This window comes from Amycolatopsis sp. CB00013 (genome assembly GCF_001905755.1).
Classification (GTDB): domain Bacteria; phylum Actinomycetota; class Actinomycetes; order Mycobacteriales; family Pseudonocardiaceae; genus Amycolatopsis; species Amycolatopsis japonica.
In genome coordinates, this window is record NZ_LIWC01000001.1 from 1,539,449 (window position 1) to 1,560,159 (window position 20,711).

Annotated in this window: 22 protein-coding genes; 5 read left to right on the top strand and 17 right to left on the bottom strand. The window is 69.5% G+C overall.

Translation table 11 applies throughout. From position 1 onward, the window contains the following. Positions 1-22: 22 nt before the first annotated feature. The 6 genes from secF to ruvC all read right to left on the bottom strand — a co-directional run bounded on the left by secF (position 23) and on the right by ruvC (position 5,942). A complete protein-coding gene (gene secF, locus AMK34_RS06875; protein ID WP_038512520.1) occupies positions 23-1,225 on the bottom strand; it encodes a protein translocase subunit SecF in 1,203 nt (400 codons plus the stop codon). After that, the gene (gene secD / locus AMK34_RS06880) at positions 1,222-2,919 is read right to left on the bottom strand and encodes a protein translocase subunit SecD (protein WP_038512517.1); all 1,698 of its coding nucleotides are present in this window, start codon (positions 2,917-2,919) and stop codon (positions 1,222-1,224) included. The genes secF and secD overlap by 4 nt, the downstream gene beginning before the upstream one ends. Before the next feature lie 207 nt (positions 2,920-3,126). Beyond that, entirely contained in the window at positions 3,127-3,534 is a 408-nt protein-coding gene (gene yajC, locus AMK34_RS06885) for a preprotein translocase subunit YajC (protein ID WP_038512514.1), read from the bottom strand. Between the two features lie 145 nt (positions 3,535-3,679). After that, positions 3,680-4,753, bottom strand: a complete 1,074-nt coding sequence (gene ruvB / locus AMK34_RS06890; RefSeq protein WP_038512512.1) for a Holliday junction branch migration DNA helicase RuvB — start codon at positions 4,751-4,753, stop codon at positions 3,680-3,682. A gap of 8 nt (positions 4,754-4,761) precedes the next feature. Further along, positions 4,762-5,361: a Holliday junction branch migration protein RuvA gene (gene ruvA, locus AMK34_RS06895; RefSeq protein ID WP_038512509.1), complete on the bottom strand. Its 600-nt coding sequence runs from the start codon at positions 5,359-5,361 to the stop codon at positions 4,762-4,764. Next, positions 5,358-5,942 carry a crossover junction endodeoxyribonuclease RuvC gene (ruvC, locus tag AMK34_RS06900; protein WP_038512506.1) on the bottom strand — a complete coding sequence of 195 codons (585 nt, stop codon included), beginning with the start codon at positions 5,940-5,942 and terminating at the stop codon, positions 5,358-5,360. The genes ruvA and ruvC overlap by 4 nt, the downstream gene beginning before the upstream one ends. A 76-nt stretch (positions 5,943-6,018) precedes the next feature. On the opposite strand from ruvC, the gene AMK34_RS06905 reads away from it, so the two are divergent. Further along, positions 6,019-6,465, top strand: a complete 447-nt coding sequence (locus AMK34_RS06905) for a cupin domain-containing protein (RefSeq protein WP_073843726.1) — start codon at positions 6,019-6,021, stop codon at positions 6,463-6,465. Between the two features lie 114 nt (positions 6,466-6,579). Here the strand turns inward: AMK34_RS06905 and AMK34_RS06910 are convergent, their stop codons facing one another. The 5 genes from AMK34_RS06910 to AMK34_RS06930 all read right to left on the bottom strand — a co-directional run bounded on the left by AMK34_RS06910 (position 6,580) and on the right by AMK34_RS06930 (position 9,697). Further along, a complete protein-coding gene (locus AMK34_RS06910; RefSeq protein ID WP_038512502.1) occupies positions 6,580-7,110 on the bottom strand; it encodes a DUF4262 domain-containing protein in 531 nt (176 codons plus the stop codon). A 68-nt stretch (positions 7,111-7,178) separates the two neighbouring features. Continuing rightward, on the bottom strand, positions 7,179-7,928 hold the full coding sequence (locus tag AMK34_RS06915; RefSeq protein ID WP_016334762.1) for a YebC/PmpR family DNA-binding transcriptional regulator: 750 nt from the start codon (positions 7,926-7,928) through the stop codon (positions 7,179-7,181). A gap of 51 nt (positions 7,929-7,979) precedes the next feature. Further along, positions 7,980-8,609, bottom strand: coding sequence for a pyridoxal 5'-phosphate synthase glutaminase subunit PdxT (gene pdxT, locus AMK34_RS06920; protein ID WP_038512501.1), 630 nt, complete (start codon positions 8,607-8,609; stop codon positions 7,980-7,982). A gap of 54 nt (positions 8,610-8,663) precedes the next feature. Beyond that, positions 8,664-8,984: an AzlD domain-containing protein gene (locus AMK34_RS06925; RefSeq protein WP_007034928.1), complete on the bottom strand. Its 321-nt coding sequence runs from the start codon at positions 8,982-8,984 to the stop codon at positions 8,664-8,666. Continuing rightward, a complete protein-coding gene (locus tag AMK34_RS06930) occupies positions 8,984-9,697 on the bottom strand; it encodes an AzlC family ABC transporter permease (protein WP_037338952.1) in 714 nt (237 codons plus the stop codon). Before AMK34_RS06930 ends, AMK34_RS06925 begins: the two co-directional genes overlap by 1 nt. Positions 9,698-9,765: 68 nt before the next feature. On the opposite strand from AMK34_RS06930, the gene AMK34_RS06935 reads away from it, so the two are divergent. Then, positions 9,766-10,332: a helix-turn-helix domain-containing protein gene (locus AMK34_RS06935; protein WP_037338954.1), complete on the top strand. Its 567-nt coding sequence runs from the start codon at positions 9,766-9,768 to the stop codon at positions 10,330-10,332. Here AMK34_RS06935 and AMK34_RS06940 read toward each other — a convergent pair whose 3' ends face one another. Beyond that, positions 10,333-11,709 (bottom strand): APC family permease, encoded by a 1,377-nt coding sequence (locus tag AMK34_RS06940; RefSeq protein ID WP_073843728.1) that lies wholly within the window; start codon positions 11,707-11,709, stop codon positions 10,333-10,335. A gap of 142 nt (positions 11,710-11,851) precedes the next feature. Here AMK34_RS06940 and AMK34_RS06945 point away from each other — a divergent pair, with 142 nt between their 5' ends. Beyond that, the gene (locus tag AMK34_RS06945; RefSeq protein ID WP_073843730.1) at positions 11,852-12,499 is read left to right on the top strand and encodes a TetR/AcrR family transcriptional regulator; all 648 of its coding nucleotides are present in this window, start codon (positions 11,852-11,854) and stop codon (positions 12,497-12,499) included. 136 nt (positions 12,500-12,635) lie between these two features. Next, positions 12,636-13,703 (top strand): DmpA family aminopeptidase, encoded by a 1,068-nt coding sequence (locus tag AMK34_RS06950; protein ID WP_073843732.1) that lies wholly within the window; start codon positions 12,636-12,638, stop codon positions 13,701-13,703. Here the strand turns inward: AMK34_RS06950 and AMK34_RS06955 are convergent. The 3 genes from AMK34_RS06955 to AMK34_RS06965 form a co-directional block, all read right to left on the bottom strand. Further along, a complete protein-coding gene (locus tag AMK34_RS06955) occupies positions 13,693-16,395 on the bottom strand; it encodes an AfsR/SARP family transcriptional regulator (RefSeq protein WP_073843734.1) in 2,703 nt (900 codons plus the stop codon). The genes AMK34_RS06950 and AMK34_RS06955 overlap by 11 nt on opposite strands. Positions 16,396-16,484: 89 nt before the next feature. Next, the gene (locus AMK34_RS06960; RefSeq protein WP_073843736.1) at positions 16,485-16,985 is read right to left on the bottom strand and encodes a peptidase inhibitor family I36 protein; all 501 of its coding nucleotides are present in this window, start codon (positions 16,983-16,985) and stop codon (positions 16,485-16,487) included. A gap of 123 nt (positions 16,986-17,108) precedes the next feature. Beyond that, positions 17,109-17,525 carry a DUF6892 domain-containing protein gene (locus tag AMK34_RS06965; protein WP_038512487.1) on the bottom strand — a complete coding sequence of 139 codons (417 nt, stop codon included), beginning with the start codon at positions 17,523-17,525 and terminating at the stop codon, positions 17,109-17,111. A gap of 76 nt (positions 17,526-17,601) precedes the next feature. On the opposite strand from AMK34_RS06965, the gene AMK34_RS06970 reads away from it, so the two are divergent. Further along, a complete protein-coding gene (locus AMK34_RS06970; protein ID WP_073843737.1) occupies positions 17,602-18,027 on the top strand; it encodes a PaaI family thioesterase in 426 nt (141 codons plus the stop codon). Between the two features lie 60 nt (positions 18,028-18,087). Here AMK34_RS06970 and pdxS read toward each other — a convergent pair whose 3' ends face one another. Next, positions 18,088-19,002 (bottom strand): pyridoxal 5'-phosphate synthase lyase subunit PdxS, encoded by a 915-nt coding sequence (gene pdxS, locus AMK34_RS06975; RefSeq protein ID WP_016334773.1) that lies wholly within the window; start codon positions 19,000-19,002, stop codon positions 18,088-18,090. Between the two features lie 195 nt (positions 19,003-19,197). Then, on the bottom strand, positions 19,198-20,616 hold the full coding sequence (locus tag AMK34_RS06980; RefSeq protein ID WP_073843739.1) for an FAD-binding oxidoreductase: 1,419 nt from the start codon (positions 20,614-20,616) through the stop codon (positions 19,198-19,200). Positions 20,617-20,711 lie beyond the last annotated feature (95 nt).

Consider the following 20,711-nt stretch of genomic DNA (forward strand, 5'->3'; position numbering starts at 1 on the left):
TCCTAGCGTTCGACGGCCGGGATTACCTCTTGCGCTTACCCGACGGACGACCCTTGTGGGCCTTCTGGTTCCGCGCGGGAACGCTCGCCGCCGCGGCGTACGCCTTCTCCTTGCGGAGCTCGGCGGCCAGCGCGTCCTCGTCGTTCGGGTCGAAGTCGTCGTCGCGCTCGGCGGCCTTGCGGGCCTGGTTCGCACGCCGCGCGGCGACCCGGTCGGCCTGCTGACGGAACTTCGGGTCACGCATCTTCAGGTCCACCAGCAGCGGGGTGGCCAGCGCGACCGAGGACAGCACGCCGACCAGGGTGCCGGTGAGCTGCACCAGCGCGAGGTCCTGCAGCGTGCCCGAGCCGAGCAGGATGTACCCGACGACGAGCAGGCCGAGGATCGGCAGCATCGCGATCAGCGCCGTGTTGAACGACCGCATCAGCGTCTGGTTCAGCGCCAGGTTGGCGGCCTCGCCGAAGGTACGGCGGGTGAGCCCGAGCAGGCCACGTGTGTTCTCGCGGACCTTGTCGAACACCACCACCGTGTCGTACAGCGAGAACCCGAGGATCGTCAGCAGACCGATCACCGTCGCCGGCGTGACCTCGAAGCCGATCAGCGAGTACACACCCGCCGTCACCACGATGTCGTGCAGGAGCGAGATCAGCGCCGCAGCGGCCATCCTCGTGTCGAAGTACAACGCCAGGAACAGCGTGACCGCCAGGAGGAACACCCCGAGCGCGATCAACGCCTGCCGCGAGATCTCCCCGCCCCAGGACGCGCTGACCGCGCTGTCACTGATGGCCTGGACACTCGGCTGCCCGTTGGACCCGATCGGGCCGAGGTCGCGGAACAGCGCTTCCTTGATCTTGGCGACCTCGGCGGCGTCCAGGGTGTCCGAACGGAGCTGGATGGTCGACGAAGCGCCGCTGCCGACCTTCTGCGCCTCGTCGGCCGGGCGGCCGAGCGCCTCGGAGAAGACGTCCTTGGCCTGCTGCTCGCTGATCTGGCCGTTCTTGCCGTTGGCGGGCAGCTGGATCTGGGTGCCGCCTTCGAAGTCGATCCCGAAGTTGAAGCCCTTGATCCCCATCGACGCGATGCAGACCAGCACCAGCGCGCCGAAGAAGAGGTACCAGCGCTTGCGCTTGCCGACCACGTCGAACGCGCCCGTACCCACGTAGAGGCGGCGGAAGATGCTGTCGCGCTTGCCCGCGGTGGTGGTGTTTTCGTCGACCACGGTCACGCCTCCTTGACGTTCGGGCGGCCGGCGGCCGGACGGGCCGCCTTACGCTCCGAGCCCACCTGCTGAACGGCACCGAGGCCGAGGTTCTTGGGGTTGGACAGGAACTTCGACTTCGACCGCGACACCATCGAGACCAGCGGGTGGGTCACGAGGTAGACCACGACGAGGTCGAGGACCGTCGACATGCCGAGCGTGAACGCGAAGCCCTTGACCTCACCGACGGCCAGCCAGTACAGGATGGCCGCGGCGAGGAAGCTGACCGCGTCCGACGCCAGAATCGTGCGCTGGGCACGAGACCAGCCTCGCGGCACCGCGGAGCGGAACGTCCTGCCTTCCCGGATCTCGTCCTTCAACCGTTCGAAGTAGATGACGAACGAGTCGGCGGTGATACCGATCGCGATGATCAGGCCCGCCACGCCGGCGAGGTCGAGGGTGTACCCGATCCACCGCCCCAGCAGCACCAGTACCGCGTAGACCAGCGAGAACGACAAGGCGAGCGACAGGATCGTCAGCACGCCGAGCAGCCGGTAATAGAACAAGCAGTAGATGAACACGATCAGGAGGCCGAGGCCACCGGCGATCAGACCCGCCTGCAGCGACGCGAGACCCAGCGTCGCGGACACCGTCGTCGCGTCCGAGGACTCGAACGACAGCGGCAGCGAGCCGTACTTCAGCACGTCCGCCAGGTCCTTCGCCTCGGTCTGGCTGAACCGGCCGGTGATCTGGGTCTGTCCGCCCAGGATCGCGGACTGGATGGTCGGCGCGGAGACGACCTGCGTGTCGAGGACGAACGCGGCCTGCTTCTGGACGTTCTTCGAGGTGAAGTCGCCCCAGATCCGGGAACCCTCGCCCTTGAAGTTCAGGTTGACGACCCACTGCGAGTTCTGCGTGTCGTAGCCCGAGGAGGCGTCGGAGATCTCCGTTCCGGGGAGGAACTCCGGCTCCAGCAGGTACTTCATGGTGTTCTTGTCACCGCAGGCGACCAGCGGCTTGTCGGTGAGGTCGTTGCCGACCAGCGGGTCCGACACCTTGGGGTCGCAGTTGAGGGCCGCGAAGGCCTTCTCGGCGGCCGCGGCCTGCTTCGCCTGGTCCGTCGAAAGAAGATCGGGGTTCTGCCGGAGGTTCCGGGCGTTCTCGATCTCCTTCTTCGTCTGCTCGTCGGAGTCCGCGCCCGGCTGCTGCTGCGGCGCGCCGGCGGCGCCACCGCCACCGTTGGCCGGGCTGCTCGGCGGGGCGCTCACACCCGGCGAGGACGGCGGTGCCGAAGACGGCGTGCCGGAAGCGGGCGGGGCCGTCGGCTGCTGGACCGGGGTCACCGGCTGCGACGTCACGACCTTCCGGAAGCCCAGCTTCGCGGTCTTGCCCAGGGTCTTGGCCTGGTCTCCCTGCTCACCGGGGACGGTGATGACGACGTTGCTGCCGTCGAGGACGACCTCGGTACCGCTGACGCCGATACCGTTGACCCGGCGCTCGATGATCGAGCGGGCCTGTTCGAGGGACTCTCGCGGAGGGTCGCCGCCGTCGGGGTTTCGGGCGGACAGGGTGACCCTCGTGCCGCCTTGCAGATCGATGCCGAGCTTCGGCGTCGGCTTGCCGCTACCGGTGAAGAACACCAGGGCGTACAGCGCGACCACGATCAGGGCGAAGAAGGCGAGATAGCGTCCCGGGCGGAGATGCCCGGCCGGTGCGGCCACTGTGCTTCGGTCTCCTCGGACGGACTGGGTTTTTCCCCAATGGACTTGGCTGTTCACTCATCCGGACGGGAGCCCGGCGGTACCGCGAACGAGCACGACTATGACGACGGACACGCACGCAGCACCGAGACACTACTCGGTGCTGCGTGAGCCCGGCGTTGGCCCCGCACCTACGAAAGTCTGGTGTCGGGGATGGCCTTACAACCGCTACTTCTTGCCGTGCTCCAGCGGAGGAGCGATCTGCGCGCCCGACTTCTCCTCGACACGCTCGTCGTCCTTCGACTCGACGACCGGCGCCTCGACGACCTCGTCGGTGTCGGTGGAGTCGGTGGCGTCTTCGTCCGTCTCGACGGCCGGCTCGACCTTCTCGCGGACGGCCTGGCGCAGCCAGGTGGTCACGACGCCCTCGGCGATCTCGAGGTCGATCGTGGTGTCGGCGGAAGCGTCGGCGACAGTCGCGTAGAGACCGGAGGTGGTCATCACCCGGTCACCGGGAGCCAGGCTCGAGAGCAGCTCCTGCTGCGCTGCCGCCGCCTTCTTCTGCTTACGGGTGCCCATGACGAGCGGAATCGCCACAACGAGCATCAGGAGCAGCGGCAGCAATAACTGGTTCATGATTCTCCATTTCGAGCGGACGCCGCGCGGTGCGCTGTTTTGTCCGGTTTGGCGGGGTGTGCTCTCCCCGAGTGTGCCAGGTGCCAGCGGAAACTCCACCACCACCCGTCGTCACCACGGGCCTCGAACCGCGTGAACGGTCCGTTCAGTCCTGGTCGAACAGGTTCGGGCCGCCCTGATCGCCGCGCGTGGCACCGGCCGGGGCCGGCAGGCCGAGGTGCTCCCACGCGGCCGCTGTGGCGACCCGGCCGCGAGGAGTGCGGGCGAGCATACCGGCGCGGACCAGGTAAGGCTCACACACCTCTTCGACGGTGGTCGGTTCTTCCCCCACCGCGACGGCCAGCGTCGACACGCCGACCGGGCCGCCGCCGAAGGAGCGGACCAGCGCGGTCAGCACCGCGCGGTCGAGCCGGTCGAGGCCGAGTTCGTCGACGTCGTAGACCTCCAGCGCGGCACGCGCGATCTTGCGCGTGACCTTGCCGTCGGCCCGGACCTCGGCGTAGTCGCGCACCCGGCGCAGCAGCCGGTTCGCGATCCGGGGTGTGCCGCGGGACCGGCGGGCGATCTCCGCGCAGCCGTCCCGGTCGATGTCGATGTCGAGGATCGTGGCGGCGCGGCGGGCGACGAGTTCCAGTTCGGCGTCGCTGTAGAACTCCATCTGGCCGGTGAAGCCGAACCGGTCGCGCAGCGGACCGGTCAGCGAACCGGACCGCGTCGTGGCCCCGACCAGTGTGAACGGCGCGATCTCCAGCGGGATGCTGGTGGCGCCGGGGCCCTTGCCGACGACGACGTCGACGCGGAAGTCCTCCATCGCGAGGTACAGCATCTCCTCGGCGGGGCGGGCGATCCGGTGGATCTCGTCGATGAACAGGACGTCGCCGGGCGCCAGGTTGGACAGCATCGCGGCCAGGTCGCCCGCGCGTTCCAGCGCGGGACCGGAGGTGATGCGGATGGCGGCGTTGAGTTCGGCGGCGACGATCATCGCCATACTCGTCTTGCCCAGTCCCGGCGGGCCCGAGAGCAGGACGTGGTCCGGTGGGACACCGCGGCGCCGAGCGCTTTCCAGGACGAGTTCGAGCTGTTCACGCACCCGCGGCTGGCCGACGAACTCGTCGAGCTTGCGCGGGCGCAGCGTGGTCTCGACCTCGCGTTCGCCCGTCTGCGGCAGCGCCGAGAGCGTCTCGTCGGTTTCGAACTCCGTCACGGCCTCATAGTCCATGTGGCCGGCTACCGCTTACGCCCGAGGGTGGCCAACGCGGCGCGCAGCACGGACGACGTCGTGTGGCCGTCGCCCTCGCCGAGCACCTTGTCGACGGCCTGTTCGGCCTGCTTGGCCGGGAAGCCGAGGCCCGCGAGCGCCTCGACGACCTCTCCCCGCAGCGCACCGGGCGCGACGACCGCCGGGGACCCGTCGGTCGGGCCCGCGAGCGCGGTGACCTTGTCGCGCAGTTCGAGCGTGAGCCGCTCGGCGCCCTTGCGGCCGATGCCGGGCACCTGGGTGAGCACGGTGATGTTGCCTTCGACCAGCGCGGACCGCAGCTTGTCGGGATCGAGGACGGCGAGGGTCGCCAGCGCCAGCCGCGGCCCGATCCCGGAGACCGTCTGCAGCAGACCGAACAGTTCGCGGGCGTCCGCGTCGGCGAAACCGAACAGCGTCAAGGAATCCTCACGGACCACGAGCGCGGTGTGCAGCATCGCCTGCTCTCCGCGGCGAAGCGTCGCGAGGGTGGCGGGGGTGGCCTGCACGGCGAAGCCCACTCCCCCGACCTCGATCACGACGTGGTCGAGGCCGATGGAGAGGATTTCACCGCGTACCGAGGAGATCATCGAGCCGCTCCTTGCGCTTTCGCTTCTTTGGCCGCGGCGGCGAGCCTGGCCTTGTGGTTCTTGGCGATCTCGGCCGCCCTGGCCTCGGCTTCGGCGAGCCGGACGCGCATCGGCTCGCGCCACAAGTGGCAGATGGCGAGCGCGAGCGCGTCCGCGGCGTCCGCCGGATGCGGTTTGACCTCGAGGCCGAGCAGCCGCATGACCATACCGGTGACCTGTGCCTTGTCCGCACGGCCGGAGCCGGTGACGGCGGCCTTCACCTCGCTCGGGGTGTGGAACACGACCGGCAGCCCGCGCCGGGCCGCGGCGAGCGCGACGACCCCGCCCGCCTGCGCGGTGCCCATCGCGGTGCGCACGTTGTGCTGCGCGAACACCCGCTCCACGGCGACGGCCTCGGGTTTGTAGCGATCCATCCAGCGCTCGACCGCGTCGGAGATCCCCAACAGGCGCACGGCGAGATCGGCGTCCGGCGAGGTCCGCACGACGTCGACGGCCACCGGGCGGACGGTGCGGCCCGTGCCGCCGTCGACCACCCCGAGCCCGCACCTGGTCAGACCGGGGTCGACCCCGAGTACCCGCACGCGTTTTCCTCCGCTCCGGCGAACATCAGTTCGAGATCCGAGGCTACCCGGAGCAGGGTCCGGGCAAGATGAGGACATGCCGAGTCCCGACGAGTTCACCGCCCATCTGGGTCTTCAGCCGCTGCCCGTGGAGGGCGGCCGCTGGGCGCAGAGCTGGCGCGACGAAACCGCGTCCGCGATCTACTACCTGCTCGCGCCACCGGAAACCTCGGCGCCGCACCGGCTGGACCGCCTGGAGATCTACGCCCACCACGCCGGCGCGCCGGTGCGGATGCTGCTGCTGTTCCCCGGCGGACGTGTTTCGCGGCCGGTGCTGGGGCCGGACGTCGCGACCGGTCAGCGTCCGCAGGTGGTGGTGCCCGCCGGGGTCTGGCAGGCGTCGGCGAGTACCGGTGAGTGGAGCCTGGTCGGGACCGTGGTCGTGCCGCCTTATACGGACGACAGCGTGGAGTTCCGGTCGGCGGCCGCGTTGGCCGCCGAGTGGCCCGACGCGACGGAAGACCTGGGGCCCTGGCTTCGGTGACCCCGCAATTAGTCCTCTGAATGCGTGGACGCAGGGTGTCCCGAACGCTATGAAAGGTCCTTTCCTTGCAAAATTTGCAAGGAAAGGACCTTTCATAGCACGCGCAGCGGTGGCTCAGGGGCCGTCGACGCCCGGGGTCCAGCTCTCCGGGTCACCGGATTCGGTCAGTACCGGCTGGTACCGCGCGAAGCCCTCGGGCGCGTCCGGATGCCACGGGAAGTGCCCGTCCGGCGTGGCGACGATCAGTTGCAGCGCCGGGAAGTCCCCGTCCGGGTAGATCAGGAACGCGCTCCCGAAGTACTCGGGATAGTGCCCCTTCGCGACCCGTTCGAAGACCACCGGCGCGCCCTCGAAGAAATCGTCGTAGCGCTTGCCGACCTCGAAGATCTCGCCCGCGGCCGCACGGTCGACGTAGGCGTCGAGAAGGACCGGCCCCATGTGCCCGGGCAGTCCGATCACGACCGCTTCCGCCACGTTGTGCAGCGCCCAGGCGCACGCGGTGAAGCAGAAGGGCGCGTCGTTCTCGTCGCCGTCGACCGCGATGACCGCGTTCCCTCTCGCCTGCGCCTGCGACTCGATCCACTGGATCAGTTCGGTTTCTTCAGCGGTGAGGGCATCGGCTTCGGAGGTCGTCACGCGCGACATTGTGCCCCACGCGAGCGTCCGTACCTAGTCCCGGGACCGATTTTCCGCGGCATGGCGGGAAAAATCGATCAGCCGACCTCGGCCATGACCTCGTCGGACACATCGAAGTTCGCGTACACGTTCTGCACGTCGTCGCAATCCTCGAGCGCGTCGATGAGCTTGAAGACCTTCTTCGCGCCTTCGACGTCCAGCGGGACGCTGACCGACGGCAGGAAGGTGAGATCCGCGGACTCGTACTCGAAACCGGCCTCCTGCAAGGCTTTCCGGACCGGGACGAGGTCGGTGGCCTCCGAAACGATCTCGAAGTTCTCGTCGAGGTCGTTGACCTCTTCGGCGCCCGCGTCGAGGACGGCCATGAGGACGTCGTCCTCGCCGGCGTCACCCTTGGGCATGATCACGACGCCCTTGCGGTTGAACATGTAGGCGACCGAGCCCGGGTCGGCGAGCGAGCCGTTGTTCCGGGTGAGCGCGGTGCGCACCTCCATGGCGGCGCGGTTCTTGTTGTCGGTGAGGCATTCGATCAGGACGGCCACACCGTTCGGGCCGTAGCCTTCGTAGGTGATGGTCTGCCAGTCGGCGCCACCGGCCTCTTCACCGGCGCCGCGTTTGCGGGCGCGCTCGATGTTGTCCTGCGGGACCGAGTTCTTCTTGGCCTTCTGGATGGCGTCGTAGAGCGTCGGGTTGCCGTCCGGGTCGCCACCGCCGGTCCGGGCCGCCACCTCGATGTTCTTGATCAACCGGGCGAAGAGCTTGCCGCGCTTCGCGTCCAGGTTGGCCTTCTTGTGCTTCGTGGTGGCCCACTTGGAGTGGCCGCTCATCTCTCCTCCATCTACTCCTGTGCCCGCCGCTGAGCACAGTGTCGGTTTTGCTTAAGCCTGCCGCACGAGGTCGACGAACAGCCTGTGCACGCGTTCGTCCCCGGTGAGTTCGGGGTGGAACGACGTGGCGAGTACCGCCCCCTGCCGGACCGCGACGATCCTAGCGGCCGCGTCCTCGGAGCCCGGCATTTCGGGGACACTGGCGAGTACCTCGACCCCGTCGCCCGCTTTTTCGACCCACGGGGCGCGGATGAACACAGCGTGCACCGGGCCGCCTTCGATACCGGTGAAGTCGAGATCGGCTTCGAAGGAGTCCACCTGCCGCCCGAACGCGTTGCGCCGGACGACGACGTCGAGCCCGCCGAGTTGCCGCTGGTCAGGCCGTCCGTCGAGGGCCTGACGGGCGAGCAGGATCATCCCGGCGCAGGAGCCGAACGCGGGCATCCCGTCCGCGATGCGCTCGCGCAGTGGCTCCAGCAGTTCGAAGGTCTCCAGGAGCCTCGACATGGTGGTCGACTCGCCACCCGGCAGCACCAGACCGTCCACTTCGGACAGTTCGCTCGCGCGACGGACCGGCAGTGCACGCGCACCCGCTCGTTCCACCATCGCGGCGTGCTCCCGCACGTCGCCCTGCAGTGCGAGCACGCCGACCACCGGCCGTGCCCCCGTCGCGATCGCCACCCGACCTCCCGAAAGACCTTCCCCTTAGCTTAGGCGCCTCGGGGAAGGGCCAGGTCAGGGGACCCCGGCCAGCCGCAGCAGGGCCGCGGTCGCGGCCGCCGCGACGACGACCAGCGCGAACGGCGCCTTGCGCCAGGCGAGCACGCCGCCGACCAGCACTCCGGCGGGCCGGGCGTAACCGGCGAACTCGTGTCCCTCGGTGAGCGCGGCGACCGCGACGAGGGCGGCCAGCAGGACGACGGCCGAGCGCGCCATCAGCTTCTCGGCCTTGGGCGAGACGGTGAACCGTGCCTTCAGCACCGGCCCGGCGAACCGGAAGGCGAAGGTCCCGGCGGCGAGCACACCGCCGGCGATGATCAGTTCCAGCGGATCCATCAGTGCACTCCCTCGGGTTCGCGTTCGGCGGGTTCCTTGGCGGCCACCCCGGCCAGCACACCGACCAGCGCGAGCAGCACCGGCAGCCCGGCGGGCAGGAACGGCGTCGTGGCCAGCGCGACGGCGACGCCGACGAGCACCGGCAGCCGGGCGGCGCGATCGCGCAGCGACGGCAGGACCAGCGCGAGCAGCACCGCCGGGAAGGCCGCGTCGAGCCCGAACGCGTCCGTGTCACTGATCGCCGTCCCGGCGTAGGCCCCGGCGAGGACGCCGACGTTCCAGCAGACGAACAGCCCGATCCCGCACACCCAGTACGCCGCCTTGCGCCGCTCTTCGTCGCGCTGGGCCAGCGCGAACGCGACGGATTCGTCGATCATCAGGTGGCTGCCGACCACCCTCGACGACCACCGTTTCCCGAGGACGTCGCCGATCGCGAAGCCGAAGGGCAGATGCCGCGCGTTGGCCAGCAGACCCGCCGCGACGGCCGCGACCGGGCTGCCGCCCGCGGCGATGATGCCGACGAACATGAACTGTGAGGCACCGGCGAAGACCAGCACCGAGAGCAGCATCGGCGCCCAGATCGGGAAGCCGGAGCCCACCGCGATGGCGCCGTAGGAGATGCCGACAATGGTGTCGGCGAGGCAGACCAGCCCGATGTCACGGAGAAGATCGCGCCCCAGGACACGAGTGGTTGTTCGCCATATCGAACGCATAGCGTCATACAATGAACGAACGCAGCCGTGTTCGTCAAGGCGAACGCAACGACCGATGGAGCGAACGCATGTCCCCGACCGCGTCCGACGGTGCCCCACTGGACGTCATCGCCATGTCCCTGCGCCGGGAACGTGCCCGCACCGGGCTGTCCCTCACCGAGGTCGCCAAACGCGCGGGCATCGCGAAATCCACGCTCTCGCAGCTGGAGTCCGGCACCGGGAATCCGAGCGTCGAGACGATCTGGGCGTTGTGCGTCGCGCTCGACGTCCCGTTCTCGCGGGTGGTCGAGCCGGAGCGCCCCCGCGTGCAGGTCATCCGCTCAGGCAGCGGTCCGACGGTGTTCGCCGAACACGCCGATTACGCGTGCACGCTGCTCAGCTCCTGCCCTCCCGGCGCCCGGCGCGACGTGTACCTGATTCGCGCCGAGCCCGGAAAACCGCGGCTTTCGGATCCGCATATGAGCGGCATCGTCGAGCACATCGTCCTCAGTGCGGGCCGCGCCAAGGTCGGGCCGCTGGACGAGCCGATCGAACTGCTGCCCGGCGACTACATCTGCTACCCCGGCGACGTGCCGCACATCTTCGAGGCGCTCGAACCGGGTACGTACGGCGTGGAGATCGCCGAGTACACCTGATCAGGCCGGCTCCTCCGCCTTCTCCTCGGTGACGTCGGCGAGCTTCCAGCCGCCCTTCCGCCGCAGCACCAGGACGTAGTACGCGATCGACAGCAGGGCGACGCAGGCGGTGACGATCAGGCTCGGCCGTCCGACCGCCGGGTCGAGCACGTTCTGGTAGACCACGAACACCAGGACGCCCAGCGCCAGCACCGGCGCGACCGGGAACCACGGCATCCGGTACTTCGCGTGCACGGTGGCGCCGGTGCGCCTTCCGACGATCGCGCCGAGACAGAGCGCCGCGTAGACGGCCACGATCGACGTGCTGGTCACCACCAGCAGCAGTTTCGGGTCGACGAAGCAGAGCAGCGCGGCCACCAGCCCGGTGCCGACGGTGGCGACCCACGGCGTCCCGAACTTCGAGTGCACCGAGGCGAGCGCCCGGTTGACCGGCGACGGCCACGCGCGGTCGCGGCCGCTGCTGAACAGCATCCGTGAACTGATCAGCACGATCGCCAGCACGGCGTTGATGATCGCGAGCGCCACCGCCAGGCCGATCACGGTGTCGAGGGTGCCGCCGCCACGCGAGCCGATGAAGTAGGACAGCATGTTTTCCGAGGTGAACAGCGCGTTCAGATCGGGCGCGCCGAGCAGGACCGCGGTCACCGGGATCAGTTCGGCGAGCACCGTGATGCCGAGGGCCATCAGGATCGCGCGCGCGATGCCGCGCGAGGCGTCCTGCGTCTCCTCGCCGAAGTACACCGCCGAGCCGTAGCCGTTGTAGGCGAAGATCGCGACCGAGGTGGCGATCGCGATGGCGCCGACCGTGGCCGGGCCGCCGTCCGAGGCGACCGGATGGGCCAGCAGTTCGGTGAACGAGCGCGCCGGGTTCAGCAGGCCGAGCGCGCTGACCACGATCAGCGCGAGGATCTCGATCGCCAGGAAGATCCCGGTGACCCAGGCGTTGAGTTTGATGTCGAACACCCCGACGACGGCCGCGACCACGCAGGTCACGGCGGCGATCACCGAGCCTGGGACACCGGGCAGGAGCACGCCGAGGTAGGTGCCGACGCCGAGCGCGATCACCGCGACGATGAGCACCTGCGTGATGATCATGAGGCCGAGTACGGCGAAGCCGGGCAGGCGCCCGAGCGTGCGGGTGACGATCGCGTACTCGCCGCCCGCCAGCGGGAAGGCCGACGCGAGTTCGGCGTAGACGAAGGCCATGAACACACCGACCACCGCGGCGGCCACGAAGCTGTAGAAGGCGCCCGTCCCGGCGCCGGAGATCACCCCCGGCGCGATGATGAAGACCGACGAGGCGGGACTGATCGCGGAGAGCGTGATGAGCAGCGTGCCGAGGGTGCGCAGACCGCGGCGCAGGGCGGGAGTGGACACGGCCGACCTCCTACAAGGCGGGTTCCTTGAATCTCCTTCGAAGAACTGTTGAGCACGCATCAAAGGCCCTCCACGGTGTGACGTCAAGAGCTGATTGCGCGCAGCTCTTGCGTTTTTCGAACAAGATTCGAAGAATGAAGGCATGGCGAGACCGAGCAAGGCACCGGAGCGACGGGCCGAACTGATCGAGGTGGCCAGACAGGCCGTCCTCGACCGCGGCGTACTGAACCTGCGGCTGAGGGACGTCGCCGAGGGCGCGGGCCTGTCGCCGGGTTCGGTCCTGTACTACTTCCCCACCCTCGCCGATCTGCTCCAGGAGGTGCAGCGCGAGGCGGTGGCGCGGTTCTGCTCGGCGAGGGAGCAGGCCGCGGGCGCGAAGACGAAGCCGTCCGACCGGCTGCTGGCGATGATCCGCAGCGGTCTGCCGACCGGTCCCGACGACGAACTCTGCGTGCTGCTCTACGAACTCGGCACGATCGCCCGCCGCGATCCCGCGTACGCCGCCCGGCACATCACGCTCTACGAGCAGCAGGTCGGGATCTACACCGGCATCCTCGAAGCCGGCGCGGCCACCGGCGAGTTCACCCTGACCGCGGAGCCGGTGTCGATCGCGCGGAACCTCGTCGCACTGGAAGACGGCTACGGCCTGCACCTCACCCAGGCCGTGCCGACGATGGAAACCGCCACCGCCGAAGCGATGTTGCTCTCCTATGCCCGCACCGCCACCTCGAACTCCTTGGCGCCTGTCGGCGGAGCTGAAGATGCACCCGAAAAGGGACCAAACGCGTGAACCCGCCCTGGCCGAAGGCCCCGCTATCGCGGTGGCAGGGCGCCCTCAGCACTCTGGCGACCTGGATGACCATGCAGAGCCCTGCCGACGTCGATCGCGGACGCGGGTTCACCTACGAACACTTGGAGGACCGTCCATGACCCGCGCCCGCGACCTGGGTGTCCCGCTGCCCGGCCGGACCGGCGAGCACAACGCGCTCACCGACGTCCCCGGTGTCGAGATCGGTTTCACGACCCTCGTCGAGGGCGAGTCGGTGCGCACCGGCGTCACCGCCGTCCTGCCGCGCGGACGCGAGGACTTCGCCGTGCCGTGCGCGGCCGGGACGTACGCCCTCAACGGCAACGGCGAGATGACCGGCACCGCGTGGCTGGCCGAGACCGGGTCGCTGACCCTGCCGGTGCTGATCACCTCGACGCACGCCGTCGGCGCGTGCCACCGCGGCACGATCGACTGGGTCGTCCGCGAGCGGCCCGACGTGGCCGCGGAATGGCTGCTGCCGGTGGTCGCCGAGACCTGGGACGGCTATCTGAACGACAGCACCGCACCGACCATCCACAGTGGACACGCCATCGCCGCGATCGACGCCGCGCGGCCGGGCCCGGTCGGTGAGGGCTCCGTCGGCGGCGGCACCGGGATGACCTGTTACGGCTTCAAGGGCGGCACCGGTACGGCCTCCCGCGTCGTGTCCTACGGGGACGACGCGTACACCGTGGGAGCGTTGGTACAGGCCAACTTCGGCTCACGCCGCGAGCTCACCGTCGCGGGCGAGCACGTCGGAGCGGAACTCGGTGCCGACAACCCGATGGAGGAGGCTTGGGCGGCGCCGTCCGGTGCCGGGTCGGTGATCGTGATCATCGGCACCGACGCTCCCCTGCTGCCCGGCCAGTGCACGTCGCTCGCCCGCCGGGTCCCGCTCGGCCTCGCCCGCACGGGAACCGCGGGTTCACACTTCTCCGGCGACCTCTTCCTGGCGTTCAGCACGGCGAATCCGGGAGCGCTCACCAGCCGGTTCCCGCGTACGGACGAGGCCGAGTACGAAAGCATGCGGTTCGTCCCGTGGGGCAGGCTCGATCCCTTCTTCGAGGCCGTCGTGCAGGCGACCGAGGAAGCGGTGCTCAACGCGCTGTTCGCGAACGAGGAGATGACCGGTCACCGCGGACGCCGGGTTCCCGCGCTGCCGACCGGACGCTGGTCTAGGTCCTGATCAAGACCTTCCCCGACGGCGGCCGGTCGCTGGATCTCGCACGGATTCGCGCGAGATCCAGCCGGACCCGCGAGGCGCAGATCTCGTCGGAAAGCGAGTCGAGCAGTTCGAGCGCGCGGCACAGGCACGACATCGCGCCCCGCCGGTCGCCGCGCCGAAGGTGCAGTTCTCCCCGCCTGCGCAGGACGAGCGCCGTGCGATGCGGATCGTTCAGCTCGGCGCAAAGCCGCCCGGCCTCGTCCAGTTCCGCTTCCGCCTCGTCGAGCAGACCGAGATCCGTGCTCGCGACGGCGTACGAGGTATGGGCGTGCGCCATCCCGAGGACGTCCCCGATCTCGCGGAAGAGGGCCAGCGCCCGCCTCCCCGTCGCGCGCGAGGTCTCGGGCCGCCCGGCCGCCCGCGCGAGCACGCACAGCCCGGTCAGCGCTCTGGCCCGTCCCGCCCGGTCGCCGATCCGGTCGCTGATCCGGCAAGATTCGGTGAGCGCCTCGCGCGCCGTCCGGAAATCGTCGCGGTAGAGGTGGATCTGGCCGATTCCCCGCAGCAAGGCGGCTTCCCCGCGCGCGCATCCCGACGCCCGCGCCGCGGTCAGCGCGCATCGGTGGCACCGCGACCATTCCGCGTACAGTCCACTGTGGTCGAAGTACGACGCGGCCACGACGGCGAGTTCCCAGGCGAGCTCGCCGAGCCCGGCGTCCGCCGCGTGCGATACCGCAGCCTCCAACGCGGGAACCTCGTCCCGGAACCACGAAAGCGGTTCGGCCACCAGTCCTTCGTCGAGCGAGGTCCGGACGGCCGTGCCGGGCTCCGGCCGCAACACGCTGCGGGACAACCGGTCCGCGGCCTTCTCCGCGAGCCAGAGCCAGCCGCCGAGCACTCGCTCGGTCGCCTCCGCGCGGACCTGTTCCGGTTCGACGGCGACCTCCTCGACCGCGAACGCGCGCAAGAGATCGTGGACCCGGTAACGAGGAGCGCCGGTAGCACGCGGGGCGGGCTGGACCATGTTCCGATGCCGCAGGTCTTCCAGCGCGCGAGACGTCGTTTCGGGCTCTCCGTCGTCGGCGAGCGCCGCCGCCCAGGCGGGGAAATCGGCCGGAGGCAGCAAACCCAGCCTGCGGAACAGCCGCTGCCGGTCCGGCTCCAGCTGCTGATAGCCGAGGGACAGGCTGCCGCGGACGGCGAGATCCCCCGCGCACAGCCAATCCAACCGCCGCCGTTCGACCGCCAGCTCCCCCGCGACGTCGGCGAGCCGCCAGCCCGTGCGGTCGCCGATCCGGCTGCCGACGATCCGCAACGCCAGCGGGAGCCCGCCGCAGTGTTCGAGAACCTGTTGGGCGGCAACGGGATCTTCGTCGGTATCGGTGAGCTTGGCGAGAAGGGCTTCCGCGTCCGCCAACGACAGGACGTCGACCGGGACCTGCCTGCCGAGTTCGAGCCCGGCCAGCACGAACCGGCTCGTGACGATCACCGCGCAGCCACCACCGGCGGGCAGCAACGGCCGCAGCTGGGCCTCACCGGCGGCGTCGTCGAGGACGAGCAGCATGCGGCGATCGTGCACCAGGCTGCGGAAGAGGCAGGCGCGGTCGTCGACGTCCGCCGGGATCCCGTCGGCCGGAACACCGAACGCGCGCAGGAATCCGGTGAGCACGGCCTCCGGAGTCCTGGGCTCGTCCGTGGTCCCGCGCAGGGCCGCGAACAGCCTGCCGTCGGGATAGTCGTCGGCGACCTGATGCGCGAGCCTGATCGCGAGCGAGGACTTCCCGATCCCGCCGGCGCCGGTCAACAGGACCACGGGCGGGGTGTCGCGGCCGTCGTCCCGGCGCAGGTCCGCGAGCAGATCCGCGATCAGCGCGTCCCTGCCGACGAAGTCCGGGATACCCGGCGGCAGCTGGCTCGGCACGGCGGGTTCCTGGTACGCGGGATATTCGCGCGCCGTCATGCCTTGGCCGTCGCTCAGGATCTCGCACTGCAGGGAGCGGATCGACGGCGATGGCTCGACGCCGAGTTCGTCGACCAGCCTGCGTCGCCATCCGGCGTAGACGTCGAGTGCCTCCGCCACGCGGCCCGCCCTGGCGAGCGCGGTCATCAACAGCCCGCAGACCCGCTCCCGGAACGGGGCGGCCGTGAGCAGGTCGCGGAGTTCGGGCACCAGCCGGTCGTGCTCGCCGAGCCCGAGTTCGGCCTCGGCCTTGTCCTCCAGCAGCGAAAGCCGTTCCTCCTCCCAGCGCGCGACGACCTCCGCCGCGGCCGGGATCCCGGCCAGCACCGGCCCCCGCCACAGTTCGAGCGCGTCCCGGAAGTACCGGGCCGCCTCACGATGGCGGTCGCGGGCCAGCAGTTCGCGGCCCCGCGCGGCGAGGCAGATGAACCGGCCGGCGTCGGTGTCCTCCGGCCGCGCGTCGAGCTGATACGCCGCTCCCCTGGTCAGGATCGGCTGATCGCCCCGTGGCGAGCGCAAGGCGCGGCGCAGGCCCGAGATGAGCCCCTGGATCTGGACTTTCGCCGAGACCGGTGGCGTTTCGCCCCACAGCTCGTCGATGATCCGGTCCGACGGCACCGGGCGGCCGGCCTCGATCAGCAGGAGCGCGAACACCCGGCGCGCCTGTGGCGGGCCGAGTGGCAGGTCCGTGCCCTGCCACTCGGCCGCGGGTTCACCGAACAGGCGATAGAAATAGAAACTCTTTTCCTTCACCGATTTCTCCCCCAGTAAAACGAGACACCCCAGTCGAGAGTCTCAGAAATATCCGGGGGCGGCGTCCGGCATTCGAAGGAACACTTCGCTCAGCAGGCGCTGGCCGACGTGTAAATTCTCAACGAACTCGCCTGGTCGTTGTCGGCGTTCCCGACATACGACGACTGCGAGTTCGCCTGCATGCAGCGGCTGGTCCCGCTGCCGATGTTGTAGTACCAGCGGGCGTCGACGGAGCGTCGGTTGTGCCAGGACGACATCTGGTCGTTGAATCCGTAGTCGACCAGATTCTTCAGCCCCGGGTCCCGGAACTGCAGCCGCCGTCCGCCGAAGTCGCGATGCTCGTACAGGCACACGAAGTTCGCTTGGCAGTTGCTGGCCGCGCTGGGCGACAACGACAGAGTGGTCTCCCCACCGTTCCAGACGACCTGGTCTCCGGTGACCTTCCATCCCGGAGCGAGCTTCGCCGCGTCGATGCCGGCGGCGCGCAGCGTGGCCGCCCCTTCCGTCGCGGCCGAAGCGGGTGCCGCGGCGAGTGCCGTCGCGATCGCGGCGGCCCCCAAAGTGGCGGAAACGAACCGAAGAGTGCGCATTTGTCCTCCTTGATCCCGGCGTGCCCTCCGCACGCCGGGATCAAGGTCCCGCGCACCGCTTCCCGATGCCTAAGCAGTCGAAAAGGGACCGCGGTTCCTCCGCTTAGCTCCGCAGGTCGCCGATCAGAGCCAGTCCGCCTCGATACCGCGGGCACGCAACGACTCCAGCGCCTCTTCGTTACCCGTGAAGAGCAAGGTCATCGACTTCAGGTTGGGAAAGTGTGCGACGTCGGCGAACTCGTCGACGTCGAACAGCGAGTCCTCGCCGTCCCAGTTCGGCGCGATCTCGAGGTAGATCTCGTTGCCGCCGTCCATCTCGATCTCGGTGATCTTCTCCGCGAGCTCGGCGGGGACCTCGAGCGCCTCGAAGTAGGCCGACGCCTCGGGGACCGCCTCGACGCTCCCGGCGTCGTAGGTGAAGCCCTTCTCGGCGGCGTACTCCCGCAGGTCGAACTTCGGGAGGAGTTCCTGGTTGTACATCAGCTCTTGGACCACCGCGAGCTTGAAGTTGAAGTCGGTGAACGGAATCGTCTGGCTCATGCCCGGACCTTATAGCGCGGCATGTCCGGACAGGTCGGGTTCCGGAGAAGTCGTCCGATGGCAGGATGGTGGCCTGATGACAGCACTGACACTCGAAGACGCCCGGATGGGCCTCGCCTCGCAACCGTTCAGCGTCCTGCTCGGGGCCAGGGTGGCCTCGTTCGGGAACGGTGCCGCGACCCTGGAACTCGACATCCGCGATGATCTGTTGCAACAGAACGGGTATCTCCACGGCGGCGTGCTCGCCTACGCCGCGGACAACGCGATCACCTTCGCGGCCGGGACCACACTGGGTCCGGACGTCCTCACCGGCGGCTTCAGCATCAACTACCTGCGGCCGGCACAGGGAATCCGGCTCGTGGCGGAGGCCAAGGTCCTGCACAGCGGCCGGCGCCAGGCGACTTGCCGCTGCGACCTGTACGTGATCGGCGAAGACGGGACCACGACACTCAGTGCCGCGGCGCAGGGAAGCGTGCTGACGAGGAACGGCCCCACCCGCTGATGGACGCGGGACGGCCCGGCACTCTTCGAGGAGTGCCGGGCCGTTCCGAGATCGTGTGACTTACCAGCCGCGCTCGGAGAGACGGTGCGGCTCGGGCACGTCGTCGACGTTGATTCCGACCATCGCTTCCCCGAGGCCACGCGAAACCTTCGCGATGACGTCCGGGTCGTCGTAGAACGTGGTGGCCTTGACGATCGCCTCGGCACGCTGCGCCGGGTTGCCGGACTTGAAGATGCCGGAGCCGACGAACACGCCCTCGGCACCGAGCTGCATCATCATCGCGGCGTCGGCCGGGGTCGCGATACCGCCCGCGGTGAACAGCACGACGGGGAGCTTGCCCTTCGCGGCGACCTCCTTGACGAGCTCGTACGGCGCCTGGAGCTCCTTCGCCGCAACGTAAAGCTCGTCCTCGGGCAGAGAGGAGAGGCGGCGCAGTTCCGCGCGGATCTTGCGCATGTGCGTGGTCGCGTTCGAGACGTCGCCGGTGCCGGCCTCGCCCTTGGACCGGATCATCGCCGCGCCCTCGTTGATCCGGCGCAGCGCCTCGCCGAGGTTGGTGGCACCACAGACGAAGGGCACGGTGAAGGCCCACTTGTCGATGTGGTTCTCGTAGTCGGCCGGGGTCAGCACCTCGGACTCGTCGATGTAGTCGACGCCGAGCGACTGGAGCAGCTGAGCCTCGACGAAGTGGCCGATACGGGCCTTCGCCATGACGGGGATCGAAACGGCCTCGATGATGCCGTCGATCAGGTCCGGGTCGCTCATCCGGGCGACGCCGCCCTGCGCGCGGATGTCCGCGGGGACCCGCTCGAGCGCCATCACCGCGACGGCGCCTGCGTCCTCGGCGATCTTCGCCTGCTCAGCGGTGACCACGTCCATGATCACACCGCCCTTGAGCATCTCCGCCATCCCGCGCTTGACCCGGGCGGTGCCGGTGAGCGAGGTGGTGGCCGTGTTCGTGGAGTCGTCAGACACTGCTGGACCTTTCGGAAAGCACACGAGTGAGGGTGACGCCTCCGAGAGTAGGCCGCTTTTGGACCTCTGAAGCAGGCCAGTTCGCGGCGATTTCAGCAGTCCACTGGGTGATCTGGCCCGCACCTCTTCCCCGCGTTTCGTCCTCTGGATGCGGTCGTTCGCTGTCGAACTACCGCATCCAGAGGACGAAACGCGTCAGCGGGCCAGGCCTTGTTCGAAGGCGAACAGGCCGTCGGGGTCGTACTTCCGCGCGACTCGGCGCAGCCGCGGCAGGCTTTCGCCGTAGTACGCCTTCGCCCACTCAGGCATCTCCGGGTCGATGTAGTTGATGTACCCGGCCTGCCCGTACTCGCGGCCGAGTTCGTCCCGGACCCCGCCGATCACCTGGCGCGCGTACGCCTCGCCGCCGTCCAGACCGCGGGTGATCTGGACGCTGCCCAGCGCGGACCGGTGCGGGAAGCACGACTCGCTCGACGGCACCCGCGCGATCGCGCCGCCGTAAGCGTCCACGATCGAGTACAGGTGCGGATCGCTCGCCAGCAATCCCGCCAGCGCGTCCGGATCGGGCACCGGATGGGTCAGCATCCGCGAAGTGGCCACGTACTCCCCGCGCTGCGCGACCGCGGCGGGGAAGGCGGACTCCTGGGCGAAGGTCCGCATCGTCGCCAAGTGGCCTTGTTCGGTCACGTCCCGTTGGAGCGGCTGGACGCCGACGCGGCGGACCAGATCGTCCAGCAACGGGTTCACCTGCGCGGCGGAGCCCACGAAACACCCACCGCAGTTCGCGGCCGCGGCACCGAGCCCCATCCCCGACCACAACTCGTCCGGCATCGCGGGCTGCCACTCCTGCCAGGCCGCCACGAGAGCCGCCAGCGCGGCGGGCGGGAAGACCAGGTTGAAGTTCGTCAGCGTCCTGGCCGCCGCCGTGCGGAAGGTGAACGACGTGACGATGCCGAAGTTGCCGCCGCCACCGCCGCGCAACGCCCACAGCAGGTCCGGCGCCGTGTCCTCCGACACCAGGCACGCCTTCCCGTCCGCGCCGACGAAACGCACGGACTCGACGTTGTCGCAGGTCAGGCCATACTTTCGGGCCAGGACCCCGATCCCGCCGCCGAGGGTCAGCCCGGCGATGCCGACCTGAGGGCAGCTGCCGGCGGGCAGCGCGCGGCCCGCCGCCGCGAGTGCCTCGTACACCCGGCCGAGCTGCGCGCCCGCCCCGATCTCCGCCCGGCCACCGGGCAGGATCCGGACCCCGTTCAGCCGGGACAGATCGACGACGAGCCCTTCGTCCACTATGGAATAACCGGCGTAACTGTGCCCGCCCGACCGGGCCGCGATCGGAATCCGCTGCCTGGCGGCGAAATCGACGCACCGGCGGACGTCGTCCTCGTTCGCGCAGACCGCGACACCAGCGGGCAGCCGATGGTCGTAGAGGCTGAAGAACCCGAGCCTCTTTTCGTCGTAGCCGGGGTCGCCGGGCCGGAACAGCTCCCCCGCCAACCGGGCACGGAGCCGCTCCCACGGACCACCGCCCTCGGGAATCGCGGCGGGCACCGCCGCCATCATCGGGACCGCCCCCGCCAGCCGTAACACCGTGCGTCTGTCGAGCTCCATCGCTCATCCCCCACCGTCGGATCCGCCTCCGGGTGTCCGCCATCGAGCATAACGGCGCGTCGACATTCGGGGGGTCCCTCGCCGGTCGCCTTGCC

Bases quoted from the DNA above. Each gene is read 5' to 3' on its own strand.
- yajC (WP_038512514.1), bottom strand. From the start codon at position 3,534: ATGAACCAGTTATTGCTGCCGCTGCTCCTGATGCTCGTTGTGGCGATT.
- ruvB (WP_038512512.1), bottom strand. From the start codon at position 4,753: ATGGACTATGAGGCCGTGACGGAGTTCGAAACCGACGAGACGCTCTCG.
- ruvA (WP_038512509.1), bottom strand. From the start codon at position 5,361: ATGATCTCCTCGGTACGCGGTGAAATCCTCTCCATCGGCCTCGACCAC.
- AMK34_RS06905 (WP_073843726.1), top strand. From the start codon at position 6,019: ATGCCGAGTCCCGACGAGTTCACCGCCCATCTGGGTCTTCAGCCGCTG.
- AMK34_RS06910 (WP_038512502.1), bottom strand. From the start codon at position 7,110: ATGTCGCGCGTGACGACCTCCGAAGCCGATGCCCTCACCGCTGAAGAA.
- AMK34_RS06915 (WP_016334762.1), bottom strand. From the start codon at position 7,928: ATGAGCGGCCACTCCAAGTGGGCCACCACGAAGCACAAGAAGGCCAAC.
- AMK34_RS06925 (WP_007034928.1), bottom strand. From the start codon at position 8,984: ATGGATCCGCTGGAACTGATCATCGCCGGCGGTGTGCTCGCCGCCGGG.
- AMK34_RS06930 (WP_037338952.1), bottom strand. From the start codon at position 9,697: ATGCGTTCGATATGGCGAACAACCACTCGTGTCCTGGGGCGCGATCTT.
- AMK34_RS06935 (WP_037338954.1), top strand. From the start codon at position 9,766: ATGTCCCCGACCGCGTCCGACGGTGCCCCACTGGACGTCATCGCCATG.
- AMK34_RS06945 (WP_073843730.1), top strand. From the start codon at position 11,852: ATGGCGAGACCGAGCAAGGCACCGGAGCGACGGGCCGAACTGATCGAG.
- AMK34_RS06950 (WP_073843732.1), top strand. From the start codon at position 12,636: ATGACCCGCGCCCGCGACCTGGGTGTCCCGCTGCCCGGCCGGACCGGC.
- AMK34_RS06960 (WP_073843736.1), bottom strand. From the start codon at position 16,985: ATGCGCACTCTTCGGTTCGTTTCCGCCACTTTGGGGGCCGCCGCGATC.
- AMK34_RS06965 (WP_038512487.1), bottom strand. From the start codon at position 17,525: ATGAGCCAGACGATTCCGTTCACCGACTTCAACTTCAAGCTCGCGGTG.
- AMK34_RS06970 (WP_073843737.1), top strand. From the start codon at position 17,602: ATGACAGCACTGACACTCGAAGACGCCCGGATGGGCCTCGCCTCGCAA.
- AMK34_RS06980 (WP_073843739.1), bottom strand. From the start codon at position 20,616: ATGGAGCTCGACAGACGCACGGTGTTACGGCTGGCGGGGGCGGTCCCG.